Source organism: Lutibacter agarilyticus (assembly GCF_900188235.1).
GTDB classification, from domain to species: Bacteria; Bacteroidota; Bacteroidia; order Flavobacteriales; family Flavobacteriaceae; genus Lutibacter; species Lutibacter agarilyticus.
Map to the genome: position 1 here is coordinate 411,088 of NZ_FZNT01000004.1, position 13,599 is coordinate 424,686.

Here is a 13,599-nt window from a genome sequence, read left to right on the forward strand (position 1 = left end):
ATTTTACGTAACAAAGATATTAATTTATTTGAGAATTTCTAAATTTAGATATTGGTTTTATACACTAAATTTAAAATTTGCAGTACTATAACCTTTGAGTTATGTTAATTTTTTTTGATTTTTTTTTACAATTAACAAGCTATTTTCCAATATTTTAAAAAATTAATGATCTAAAAGTGTAGATTTTCTAATTTTCAAATTAGGTGAAATGACTTCTTTTTGAAATTCTTTAGGTCCTGTATGCTCAATTCTATTAATTAACAATTCAGCAGCTTGCTGTCCCATTAAATACCCGTGCTGAACAATACAACTTAAAGGCGGTGATGTAAATTCAGAAATTAAACCACTTGTAAACCCTATAATTGCTATATCTGTTGGTATTACTAGCCCTCTTTCTTTAGCGCAAATTAAGGCGTTTGCAGCATATATTTCGTTTACAGCAAGTATGGCATCTGGTGGATTTGGTACATTGATTACTTTTTCAATTTGATCGTATAGGTTTTGATTGTCGTCAATTTTATAAATTAAACTTTCATCTACTTCAATTCCGTTACTTTTTAACGCATATAGGTAACCTTCTTTCCGAAGAGAACCTACTGTTATAAAATCTTGCGTAGTTAATAAAGCTATGCGTTTTGAACCTATTTCAATTAAATGATTGGTTGCTTTATAAGCTCCTCCAATATCATCAATTATTACCTTGTCACAATTTAAGTCATCATTAATTCGATCAAATAATACCAAAGGAAAATCATCTTTAATCAAGCCTTCATAATGTTTAAACTGCTGATTTTCTTGCGTTTCCCTAGCTATAGACACTATTAACCCATCAACACTACCATTGGTTAGTAAGTTGAAATTTGAAACTTCTTTTTCGTATGATTCATTAGATAAACAAACCATAACATTGTACCCTTTTTCTATAGCATACCTTTCAATACCATCAATTACTGTAGAAAAAAAATGATGCACAATTTCAGGAATAATTACACCAATTACCTTTGTTTTTTGACTGCGAAGTTGTAGTGCTAAACTATTAGGTTTATAGTTATAAAAATCAGCAAAAGCTTTTATTCTTCCCCTAGTTTCTTCACTAATTTCATGGCTGTCTTTTAAAGCTTTAGATACTGTAGAAATGGACACGCCGAATTCCTTTGCTATTTTTTTTAAAGTAATTCTTTGCTTCATCTATTCATTAATTTTTTAATCTGTTTGCTACAAATATAGAGTTTATACTTTTAATATATAAACTAATTGATCCATATATAACGTTATTTTTGTTCTTATTTACCCCTAAAAAGTAGATAATTGATATTTTTTTCAATAAAAAGATGATCAACTCTAACGTTAGAGTGATAAAGTTATAAACACGAAAACGTTTGCGTAACATATTAAATACTGTTATATTTATGTTAATATTGTAATTTCACACTGTGAAAAGTGAATAAATAGTACAAATTTTTAAAAACAAACCTTAATTATTAATTAACTTAAAATAGATGAAAAATTTTAGAATTTTTTTGTTTAATGTCATCCTTCTAGTTCCAGCACTAATGTTTGCGCAACAAACAGTATCAGGAACCGTAACAGAATCTGAAGGTAACGGTGGTTTACCTGGCGTTGGCATTATTATTAAAGGAAGTACAATGGGTACTACAACTGATTTTGATGGTCATTATACCATAAACAATGTAAAAGTTGGAGATGTTTTAATATTCTCTTACATGGGTTTCAATACTCAAGAAGTAACAGTAGGTAGTTCTACTACTATTAATGTTGTATTACAAGAAGATTCACAAGCTTTAGATGAAGTTGTAATTATTGGATACGGTACTACAACGGTAAAAGATGCTACAGGATCTGTTACATCTGTTAAAGCAGAGGATTTAAACAAAGGTGCTATTGTAACTGCCGACCAAATGTTAACCGGTAAAGTTGCTGGTGTTACCGTAGTTTCACAAGGTGGAGCTCCTGGAGCAGGTTCAACCATTAGAATTAGAGGAGGTTCTTCTTTAACGGCATCTAACAACCCGCTTTTTGTAATTGACGGTGTACCTGTTGATGGTGGGAATATTGATGGGATTAGTAACCCTTTAAGTACTATTAACCCAAATGATATTGCATCATATACTATTTTAAAAGATGCATCTGCAACCGCTATTTATGGTTCAAGAGCATCAAATGGGGTAATTATTATTACTACTAAAAAAGGTACTAGTGACGGATTTAAAGCTACATACACAGGAAACGTATCTGTAAGCCAAAACATTAGAACTGTTGATGCATTATCTACACAACAATTTAGAGATTATATAACAACTAACGGGACAGCTTCGGATATTGCTTTATTAGGAGATGCATCAACTGATTGGCAAGACGAATTATTTCAGTTAGGAGTTGGAACGGATCATAACTTAAGTTTACAAGGTGGAAATGAGCATTACAACTTAAGAGGTTCAATGGGGTATACCAACCAAACAGGTACTATAAAAACTTCAAGATTTGAAAGAGCTACCTACGCTATTGGTGGTAATACTAAATTATTAGATGAACATTTAAAAATTGATTTAAACGCAAATCTTGCATTAGTAAACAATAGATTTGCTGACACAGGTGCTATTAGTAGCGCTATATCAATGGATCCTACCAAACCTGTTTACGACAGCAGCTCTCCTTACGGTGGGTACTGGCAGTGGTTACAAACAAATGGTAATCCAATTGCTGTTGGAGCTCCTAAAAACCCTGTTGCCTTATTAAAGCAAAGAGATAATTCAGCTTATGCAACAAGAAGTATTGGAAATATTCAATTTGATTATAAAATGCACTTTTTACCAGAATTAAGAGCTAATCTTAATTTAGGGTACGATGTTTCTTCTAGTGATGGTCACGACAATACTTATAATTCAGCTACGGCAAGTAATGTTGAACTTGCTAAATTAGGTAACGAAAGAACCTATGAGCAAAGTAAAACTAACTTACTATGGGATTTCTATTTAAACTATGCAACCGACCTTGAGTCAATTGACAGTTCACTTGATGTTATGGCAGGATATTCTTACCAAAACTTTGAAAATAAAGGTTCTAGTGTTTCTGATATTCAAGACCCAACTATTACTCAATTTTTTGATTTCTATAATGTATTAAACTTACAATCGTTCTTTGGAAGATTAAAATACGGATTTGCTGACAAGTACTTATTAACTCTTACTTACAGACGCGACGGTTCTTCTAGATTTGTTGGAGATAACAAATGGGGTAACTTCCCTTCTGCAGCATTTGCTTGGAAAATTTATGAAGAAGACTTTATGTCTGGTTCAGAAACTGTAACAAACTTAAAATTACGTTTAAGCTGGGGTATTACAGGACAACAAGATATTGGTCCTTACTATCCTGCAATTGCGCAATACTTAGGAAGTACTGAAACTGCTCAATATCAATTTGGAGATAGTTTTATTAATACTTACAGAGCCGAACCATTTAATACTACTTTAAAATGGGAAGAAACGACTACTTATAACTTAGGTATAGATTTTGGTTTATGGGACGATTTATTAACAGGTTCTGTTGATACTTACTATAGAGAAACTAAAGATTTATTAAATTTTATTCCATTCCCTGGAGGTTCTTCACTTTCAAACGCTGGTAATGCAAACATTGGAACTATGGTAAATAAAGGTGTTGAGTTAAGTTTAAATGTAAACCCTATTAGAAAAGACGATTTAAATTTAGACATTGCATTTAACGCAACTTATAACGATACAGAAATTACCAAATTAACAACCAACAACGACCCTAATTATGAAGGTGTTGAAACTGGTGGATTTAGTGGAGGTGTTGGTAATACAATTCAAAGACATACCGTAGGATATGCTCCAAGTTCATTTTTTGTATACGAACAAGTATATGATGAAAATAACAAACCTATTGAGGGTGTTTATGTTGACAGAAACAATGATGGTGAAATTACAATAGCCGACAAATACAGGTATAAAAATCCTGCTTCATATCTTACATTTGGATTAGCAGCTAACTTAGATTATAAAAACTGGAATTTCACAATGGCTTGGAGAGCTAACGTTGGAAACTACGTGTACAATAATATTGACTCTAATTTAGGATATGGTTTACAGTTACTCAACTCTGCTTTCCCGGAAGTAATTTCAAATGGAGTAGAAAACGTTTTAGAATCAGGATTTGTAAATGGTGGAGCTGAAAGATACTTATCTGACTACTACATTCAAGATGCCTCTTTCATAAAATTAGATAATATTAATATTAGCTACAGGTTTAACAATCCTAATGATAAAAAAGCTAATGCTTCTTTATCTTTATCAGGACAAAACTTATGGACGATAACTGACTACACAGGATTAGACCCTGAAGTTGGTAGTGGTATTGATTATAATATTTACCCAAGACCTATTACATTTATGTTAGGACTTAACTTAACTTTTTAATTAGTAACAAATGAAAAAATATTCTTTTAAAATATTAATAGGAGCTTTAGTAACACTGTTTACTTTTACATCTTGTCTTAACGATTTAGATCAAATTCCTAAAGATAACGATTATGTATTAGCTGATGAGTTATTTAACGATCCAGCTGCATACAAACAAGTACTAGCTAAACTATATGCAGGTTTAGCAATTAGCGGACAACAAGGTCCTGCAGGTTTACCTGATATTACAGGTATTGATGAAGGGTTTAGCCAGTATATAAGACAATATTGGTTAGCTCAAGAAGTTACAACTGATGAAGCTGTTATTGGATGGGCTGATGGTAGTTTACCTGATTACCATAACCAAAGTTGGAATTCTAGTAACGAATTTATTGCGGCACTTTATAACAGAATTATGTACCAAATTACATCTTGTAATGCTTTCTTAAGAGAAACTACTGCTAGTAAATTAAGTGACAGAGGTGTTACTGGAGATTTGTTAGCTGAGGTGCAATTATACAGAAATGAAGCGCGTTTTTTAAGAGCTTTAAGTTATGCACACGCTATTGACTTGTATGGAAATATTGCATTAGTAACTGAAGCTGATGAAGTTGGTTATTGGACACCTCAACAAAGTAATAGAACTGAATTATTTAATTTTGTTGAAAGTGAACTACTAGCTATTGAAGGTAATATGACTGCTCCAAAATCAAACGAATATGCAAGAGCAGATCAAGCAGCTGCTTGGACATTATTAGCAAAATTATATTTAAATGCTGAAGTTTATACTGGAACAAATAGATACAGTGACTGTGTTACTTACGCAAGCAAGGTTATTAATGCAGGATATACTTTAGAAGACACTTATGATAATTTATTTTTAGCTGATAACCACACTACAACAGGAGTTATTTTTCCAGTGGCATTTGATGGCTTAAGAACACAATCATACGGTGGAACAACATTTTTAATACACGCTGCTGTTGGTGGCTCAATGGACCCTGATGATTTTGGTATCAACGGTGGTTGGGGTGGTAACAGAACTACAAGTGCTTTAGTAAACAAATTTAATACAGGAATTGACCTAACAGCTTCTAATAACGCTATTGGCGCTGCTTCAAATTGGGGAATTGTAGGCTCTGCAACTCCAAACGGATGGGGTGGTCCAGATGTTGTTTTATACGAAACTTCTGATGCTGATGTAAAACAATGCTTTGCTACTTTAGTTGATGGTGAAATTAAATTTAGACCAGACAATACTTGGGGTAATGATTTCGGAGATGAAAATGGTAATATTGCTGTAGCAGCTGGCTTATATAAAATCACTGTAAATGTGGTAACACAAGCTTTTACTATTGAAAGTGATCCTAGAGGAATTTTCCATACAGATGGGCAAAATTTAGAAATTGAAGAAATTGGGACATTTACAGATGGATATGCCATTGCTAAATTCAAAAATGTAGATCAAAATGGACTAGCTGGAGGAGATTCAACAGGAAATTTTACCGATACTGATTTCCCTTTATTCAGATTAGCTGACGTTTATTTAATGTATGCTGAAGCTACCTTAAGAGGTGGTGGAGGTAGCGAATCTGAAGCTATTGGATATATAAATGAATTAAGAGATAGAGCAGATAACTTTGGAAAAGTAACTTCAATTGATTTAGATTTTATCTTAGATGAAAGAGCTAGAGAATTATACTGGGAAGGACACCGTAGAACTGATTTAGTTCGTTATGGTAGATTTAGTAACGGTGATTATGTTTGGCCTTGGAAAGGTGGTGTTAAAGAAGGAACAGCTACTTCAGCACATTTAGACATTTTCCCAATTCCATCAACCGATTTAAATGCAAACCCTAATTTAACTCAAAACACAGGGTACTAATCTTTAAACTAGGAAAAAATGAAAAAAATATTAAATAATATATTAATGCTGTTCAGCCTTACTGCACTTATAGTAAGCTGTGACAAAGAAGAATTCACGGTGTTAAACCCTGATGCAAATACAACAGCAAGCTTAAATGTTTCTGAAGTTGTATTATTACCTGAAAACGCAGATCAAGATGCTTTAATAGTGTCTTGGACTGATCCTGATTTTGGATACAACGCTGGTGCTTCCTATCAAGTAACATTTACCAATGAAGACCAATCTAACACTATTTCAGCAGGGGCAGATTTATCTAAAGTATTTGAAACTGTCCAATTAAATAAAATATTATTAGGAATTGGCGTAGCAGGAAATACACCTACTGAAGTTAATGTAACTATAAATATTGTACTAAGTGCATATAAACAAATTGTTTCAAATACAACAACATTTACAGCTACTGCTTACGAAGATAAATTAGACTTATCTACTGAATGGGGTGTTGTTGGAAGTGCTTATAACGATTGGGGAAATGAGCGTCCAGATGCTCCTTTCTTTACTACTTCTGAAACAAATGTATTGGTTTGTTATGTTACATTAATAGACGGAATGATGAAAATTCGTTCAAACAACTCTTGGGATGTAAATTATGGTGATACAGGTTTAGACGGTGTTCTTGATCTTGGAGGTGATGATATACCTGTAACTGCTGGAACATATAAAATTACATTCAACACTTCAACTTTAGCATATAGTATTGACCCATATTCTTGGGGAATTGTAGGAGATGCAACTCCGATAGGTTGGCCAGGTGATACAACACCTCCAGATGAGCAATTGGTATATGATTCATATTCTGACACTTGGAAGGTAATTATTAAATTATCTGATGGTGAAATTAAATTTAGAGCAAATGATGCTTGGGATTTAAATTATGGAGACACAGGTGCTGATGGAATATTAGAACCTAGTGGTGATAATATTGCGGTAACTGCAGGGAATTATCTTATAACTATTGACTTTAAAACTTTGGAGTACACTTTAGAAGAAATACCTAATATTTGGGGAATTGTAGGAGACGGAACACCTATAGGATGGCCAGATGATAACAACCCTGTACCAGATGACAAACTTACTATTGATTTTAGCACAGATGATGTGTGGGTGCTAAAAGCATTCCCTTTATCTGACGGTGAAGTTAAATTCCGAGCTAATGACAGTTGGGACTTAAACTTAGGAGATACTGGTGCTGATGGAGTATTAGAACCTGGAGGTGACAACATTCAGGTAGTTGAAGGCATCTATGATATCGCTATCGATTTTACAGATCCTGACGCTCCAACATATACAATTACAGCAATTTAATTACTGTAAATAACTACTTAAAAAGGCTGCTGGTTCAGCAGCCTTTTTTTTTAAATTTCAATTACATAAATACTGCACTAATGAAAAAAACAGTACGCTTATTATCTCTAATAGTTTCAAACTTCATTTTTTCTCAAGTTAGTACTGTTCCTGCAATACCTACTTCAACAACTGAAATTACCATAACACTTGATGCTACCGGAACTGGATTAGAAGGTTATACAGGAGATGTGTATGCACATACAGGTGTTTTAACTACAGAATCTACAAGTACTTCTGATTGGAAATACGTAATTGCTGAATGGAATGTAAATACCGATAAAGCCAAACTTACGAGAACAGCAACAGATACATACACCTTTGTTATTACTCCAAAAATTGCTGACTTTTATAATATTACAAATGGAGACAAGGTAACCGATTTAGCACTTGTATTTCGCTCATCTGATGGATCTAAACAAACAAGTCCAGACTATTTTATTAAAATTTATGAAGAAGGTTTAAATGTAACTTTTACAACACCTTCAAACAATAGTGTGTTAAATTTAAACAATAATATCACTATTTCAGCGGAAGCTTCAATTGATGCTGATTTAGAATTACTATTTAATGGCACTTCAATAAAAACAGAAAGTGCTTCAAAAAATATTTCAACAACCTATGTATTAAATACTACAGGTTATCATACTTTAAAAGCTACAGCCAAAGCTGCTACTGAAAATGCTGAAACAGAAATTTCAATATTTGTAAAAGCACCTACTGAAACTGAAACCAAACCTTCTAACTTAAAATATGGTTTGAATAAAAACTCAGATAATTCAGTCACTTTTTTATTAAAAGCTCCACTAAAAAATGATGTATTTATTATTGGAGATTTTAATAATTGGAAATTAGGCACAGCATACCAAATGAAAAAAGATGGTGACGATTTTTGGCTAACAATTGCTGGATTAGATATCAATACTGAATATGCATACCAGTATTTAATTGATGACGGACTGAAAGTTGCTGATCCTTATTCTGAAAAAATATTAGATCCTTGGAACGACCAATACATTCCTGAATCAACATACCCTAACTTAAAGGCCTACCCTACTAATTTAACAACAGGAATTGTTTCAACTTTTCAAATAAATGAAGAGGAGTACACTTGGACTGTTACCGATTTTACAAAACCTCTACAAAACAATTTAATAGTTTACGAATTATTACTAAGAGATTTTACAGTTGTTGGAACCAATGATATTGGAGATTTAACAACTGCAATTACAAAACTTGATTATTTACAATCATTAGGTATCAATGCTATTGAATTAATGCCAGTAAGTGAGTTTGAAGGAAATGATAGCTGGGGTTATAACCCTTCATTTCACAATGCTTTAGACAAAGCTTATGGTTCAAAAAATACGTTTAAACTTTTTGTTGATGAATGCCATAAAAGAGGCATTGCTGTAATTTTAGATGTTGTTTATAACCACGCTTTTGGTCAAAGTCCGCTAGCACAAATGTATTGGGATAGTTCTACAAACAAACCTGCGGCAAATAATCCTTGGTTAAATGTAAATGCCACACATCCATTTAATGTAGGAAACGATTTTAATCATGAGAGCGAACACACTAAAACCTATGTAAACCAAACCTTAGAACATTGGGTAAATGAGTTTAAAATTGATGGTTTTAGATTTGATTTATCAAAAGGATTTACGCAAACAAACAACCCTAATAATGTAGATGCTTGGAGTCAGTACGATGCTTCCAGAATTGCAATTTTAAAAGACTATGCCGATACTATTTGGGCAAATACTTCAAATACTATTTATTTAATTTTAGAACATTTTGCGGATAATAGTGAAGAAAAAGAACTAGCTAATTATGGCTTCATGTTTTGGGGAAATCTAAATCATAGTTACAACCAAAACACTATGGGTTTTACAAGTGATTCTAGTATTTCTTGGATGTCGTACCTTGAACGCGGCTGGAACAATCCAAACGTAGTTGGTTATATGGAAAGTCATGATGAAGAACGTTTAATGTATAAAAACATTAATAATGGTAATTCAAATACCAATTATAATGTAAGAGATTTAACTACAGCTTTGTCTAGACAAGAAACTGCCGGAATGTTCTTTTTTACCATTCCAGGTCCAAAAATGATTTGGCAATTTGGTGAATTAGGGTACGATTTTTCTATAAATACGTGTACTGACGGGTCTGTAAGTAATGATTGCCGATTGTCTAGAAAACCTATTAAATGGGATTATGAAGAAAGTGTGAATAGAAAACATATTTACAATACCTGGGCAACACTTATCGCTTTTAAAACGAAATATCCTGAAGTATTTAATACCTCAAATTTTGATTTAAATGTTGGAAGCACACTCACAAAATCTATAGTGTTGAAACATACAAGTATGGATGTTGTAATTATTGGGAATTTTGACATTTCAACTAAAAGTGTTTCAACAACATTTACTAAAACTGGTACTTGGTACGAATATTTTACAGGTGAAGAAAAAAATGTGACAGCTACTTCTGAAAGTATTTCATTAAAACCTGGAGAATATAAAATGTATTCAACCGTAAAATTAGTAGATCCAAGAGGTGGAACTTCAGCCGATGACAGTGACAATGATGGTGTAGTAGATACAGAAGATTTATGCCCAAATACTATGGAAGGTATTGCTGTAAATGCAACAGGTTGTCCAATATTTAATCTTGCTCCAGATAATTTTGAAATAGAAGCCATAGGAGAAACTTGTACAGGTAAAAACAACGGCCAAATTATAATTTTAGCTAATGAAGCTTTAAACTACACAACTACCATAAATGGTACTACTTACCAATTTAGCACTAATTTAACTGTTGAAGGTTTAGCACCAGATATTTATGAGTTTTGTATTTTAGTTGATGGTGAAACTTACCAACAATGTTATGAAGTTACTATTGAAGCAGGTGAAACCATTGCTGGTAAAACAACTGTAAAAGCAAATAAAGCAACCATTGAAATTACAAAAGGTACTGCACCATTTAACGTTCTTATTAATGGGAAACAAGTTTTAGAAACTTCTAACAAATCGTTTAATGTTGCTGTAAATCATGGAGATTTAGTTGAAGTTTCAACAACTGTAGCTTGTGAAGGGCTCTTCTCTAAAAGCATAGATTTATATGAAGGTGTTACTGCTTATCCTAACCCAACAAAAGGTTTTATTGAAATTGCTGTTCCATTTGCTGAAAAAGAAATTACAATTGAATTGTACAATACGCAATCTCAATTAATTTCTTCAAAAACATACCCTGTTAGGTATGGAAAAGTGCAATTAAATATTGAAAATAAACCCAAAGGTTTGTACCTTGCAAAAATTATTACAGCTAACCCTGTTATACTTAAACTTATAAAACAATAGTAATGAAGAAATTTTTATATATCGCAATTATAGGAATTGTTATTTGGTCATGTGGTGGCGGTGGAGATGATCCTCCAACTCCTCCTGCTGAAAATAAACCACCTACAACGCCAACAACGATTTACCCAGCGAATAATGATTTATGTATTGATAATTCAGTTAACTTTAATTGGAATGCATCCACAGATCCTGAAGGAGATGCTATAACTTATACTGTTGAAGTTTCAGAAAACAGTTCTTTTAGTCCTATTAGCCAAACTAAAACAACAAGTACTACCTCAACAACTATTTCATTAGAAAAAGGAGTTCCTTTTTATTGGAGAGTACGTGCTAAAGACAGTAAAAATGATTCAAGTGCAAACTCTACAGTTGTTCAGTTTTATACTGAAGGTGATGGAGTATCAAACCATTTACCATTTGCACCTGTATTAGTTGCACCAGAATTAAACGAAACCGTAGCTGGAACTTCCACTACTCTATCTTGGACTGCAAGTGATGTAGATACTGGAGACACTTTAACTTATGATGTATATTTTGGAACTACAAATCCACCAACAACAAAAGAAGGTAGTAATATAACTGCTAATTCATTAAGTGTTAATTTATCAGGTACTACAACTTACTATTGGAAAGTTGTTGTTAAAGATGACAAGGGAGGTCAAACCATTGGTCAAATTTGGGATTTTAAAACTGATTAAATAACACCTATTCAACTATCAAATAATTATAAAGAGCGCAAAATTAACTTGCGCTCTTTTTTTATTCAGCTAACTACCCGACACTTAATGTCGTACGTATTCATTAAAACTATACATACATTTGAGTATACAATTAAAAAAAATACTCTTATGGATACAAATAATAACTATAGAATAATAAAAGTTCCAATTTTTAATAACTTTAACGGATTAAATAATTTTGAAATTATTAATGATAAGTTTATTGCTGAACAGCAAATTAAGGAAAATACGAAATTAACCGATGGAATTATAGCGCTAGGATCTAAAATTACTACACTTAGATATGAATTCAATCTTCCAGATAACTATATACAAAATTTAGATTTTGAAAGCGATGTAACCATTACTTATGAAGTAAAAAACAATGAATTATATTTAATAAATATTGATGCGCAATACAGTGAAGAATATCTTGAAAATATAGAAGCTAACACCAATGTTTACCCAGTATTTAATAATGGATATATCTCCTATATTTCCGAAAACGAAGATACTACCTTAGGCACCGCCTGTTAAATATCATAAGGTTCAATAATTGGTGAAATTAATGTAAAAAGGTAATGATATTACATAAAGATTTGCTGAATAAATAGGAAAACTAAAAATGAGCTTACACACTTTACGGGGTAGTCTCGTTATTAGTTTAGTTCACTATATTATTTTGCTTTTTATATATCTATTAAAACTAGAGATGATTAAAAACCTGTTATTAAGGCTATTTAAAAAAAAAACCCTCTAAAGCTATGCTTGAGAGGGAAAATTGCTATGAAAAAGATGTAGGACTTAATGCCTACGATACAAATTTACTCAAATAAACCGAACTTTATGTAACTTTTGTTACATTTTTTTAAAAACGTACGATACAAAAACAAAAAAAATCAAAATAAAAGATTAAAAAACTAATAATCAGCAGATTATATGTAAAAATTATTTTTAAATTTTCACAAAAGAAAGTCTTTTTAAGGTCTTACTTGTAATTTTTTAAGGAATTTTCAGGTAATTACCTTTTAAGATTAAATTTAATTTTCAGGAACGATCCATGACTCCCTTAAGATTGGATTTGAATAAGCTACTCATCAAACTTTTATACACTAAAAGAATACTATTTTTAAAAGGATTTACTCTGCTTACCTATAGATATTGTTAAAAAAAATAGTACTAAAACGTATTTGTGTGATATTTATCATATAAATTTACTATTATTACTAAACTAACTAAACTTTCAAATTATGAAAAAATTTATTTTATTGATTATTGCAATGTTTTTAATCTCTTGTAGTGATAATGATGATGATAATAATTCTATTGAGTCAGATAAAATTATAGGCGAATGGTATCTTTATAAAGATATTGATTTAGAAGATAATTCTGTTGAGTTATATGAATTAAGCGATTCTGACATTGAAAAAATCACTTTTAGTTCAAATGGAATTCTGTTAATTAGCTTTTCTGAGGAAGGTTTGAATATAAGCTTTGATGGTACTTGGGTAAATTCAGGGAGTGATAATTATAAATTGACTTTAGGAGAAGAAACAATAACCTTAAAATTCACGTTTATAAGTAATGACGAGATGAAAACTAATGATGGAGATTATGAAAGTTATTATAAGAGAATCTAAAAGTTTTTGTTGAATAATTATTGTTACATCGATATTTAAAGCTTTCATTAATATGAGTTTTATCCATAAAAAAATCCTACTATTTCTAGTAGGATTTTTTTTGGTGGGCAACGAAGGATTACTAGAGGTTTCACTAATTTGTCCCATTTTAATAATCTAGTCACT

8 protein-coding genes are annotated in these 13,599 nt (G+C 31.8%); 7 read left to right on the forward strand and 1 reads right to left on the reverse strand.

Going from position 1 to position 13,599, the window contains the following annotated elements; translation table 11 throughout:
- Positions 1–162: 162 nt before the first annotated feature.
- Positions 163–1,188: a LacI family DNA-binding transcriptional regulator gene (locus CHB67_RS09200; protein WP_089381463.1), complete on the reverse strand. Its 1,026-nt coding sequence runs from the start codon at positions 1,186–1,188 to the stop codon at positions 163–165.
- 311 nt (positions 1,189–1,499) lie between these two features.
- On the opposite strand from CHB67_RS09200, the gene CHB67_RS09205 reads away from it, so the two are divergent.
- The 7 genes from CHB67_RS09205 (at position 1,500) to CHB67_RS09235 (ending at position 13,434) form a co-directional block, all read left to right on the forward strand.
- Complete coding sequence (locus tag CHB67_RS09205; protein WP_089381464.1) at positions 1,500–4,457, forward strand: SusC/RagA family TonB-linked outer membrane protein; 2,958 nt, start codon at positions 1,500–1,502, stop codon at positions 4,455–4,457.
- Between the two features lie 10 nt (positions 4,458–4,467).
- Positions 4,468–6,324, forward strand: coding sequence for a RagB/SusD family nutrient uptake outer membrane protein (locus CHB67_RS09210; RefSeq protein WP_089381465.1), 1,857 nt, complete (start codon positions 4,468–4,470; stop codon positions 6,322–6,324).
- Between the two features lie 18 nt (positions 6,325–6,342).
- A complete protein-coding gene (locus CHB67_RS09215) occupies positions 6,343–7,671 on the forward strand; it encodes a SusE domain-containing protein (protein ID WP_089381466.1) in 1,329 nt (442 codons plus the stop codon).
- A gap of 80 nt (positions 7,672–7,751) precedes the next feature.
- Positions 7,752–11,075 carry an alpha-amylase family glycosyl hydrolase gene (locus tag CHB67_RS09220; protein WP_089381467.1) on the forward strand — a complete coding sequence of 1,108 codons (3,324 nt, stop codon included), beginning with the start codon at positions 7,752–7,754 and terminating at the stop codon, positions 11,073–11,075.
- A 2-nt stretch (positions 11,076–11,077) separates the two neighbouring features.
- Positions 11,078–11,773 (forward strand): fibronectin type III domain-containing protein, encoded by a 696-nt coding sequence (locus tag CHB67_RS09225; protein ID WP_089381468.1) that lies wholly within the window; start codon positions 11,078–11,080, stop codon positions 11,771–11,773.
- Positions 11,774–11,923: 150 nt separating this feature from the next.
- Positions 11,924–12,331: a hypothetical protein gene (locus tag CHB67_RS09230; protein WP_089381469.1), complete on the forward strand. Its 408-nt coding sequence runs from the start codon at positions 11,924–11,926 to the stop codon at positions 12,329–12,331.
- Positions 12,332–13,044: 713 nt separating this feature from the next.
- Positions 13,045–13,434, forward strand: a complete 390-nt coding sequence (locus CHB67_RS09235; protein WP_089381470.1) for a hypothetical protein — start codon at positions 13,045–13,047, stop codon at positions 13,432–13,434.
- Positions 13,435–13,599: the final 165 nt, after the last annotated feature.

Excerpts from the sequence above, each read along its gene's own strand:
- CHB67_RS09205 (WP_089381464.1), top strand. The coding sequence starts at position 1,500 with ATGAAAAATTTTAGAATTTTTTTGTTTAATGTCATCCTTCTAGTTCCA.
- CHB67_RS09225 (WP_089381468.1), top strand. The coding sequence starts at position 11,078 with ATGAAGAAATTTTTATATATCGCAATTATAGGAATTGTTATTTGGTCA.
- CHB67_RS09235 (WP_089381470.1), top strand. The coding sequence starts at position 13,045 with ATGAAAAAATTTATTTTATTGATTATTGCAATGTTTTTAATCTCTTGT.
- CHB67_RS09230 (WP_089381469.1), top strand. The coding sequence starts at position 11,924 with ATGGATACAAATAATAACTATAGAATAATAAAAGTTCCAATTTTTAAT.
- CHB67_RS09210 (WP_089381465.1), top strand. The coding sequence starts at position 4,468 with ATGAAAAAATATTCTTTTAAAATATTAATAGGAGCTTTAGTAACACTG.
- CHB67_RS09215 (WP_089381466.1), top strand. The coding sequence starts at position 6,343 with ATGAAAAAAATATTAAATAATATATTAATGCTGTTCAGCCTTACTGCA.
- CHB67_RS09200 (WP_089381463.1), bottom strand. The coding sequence starts at position 1,188 with ATGAAGCAAAGAATTACTTTAAAAAAAATAGCAAAGGAATTCGGCGTG.
- CHB67_RS09220 (WP_089381467.1), top strand. The coding sequence starts at position 7,752 with ATGAAAAAAACAGTACGCTTATTATCTCTAATAGTTTCAAACTTCATT.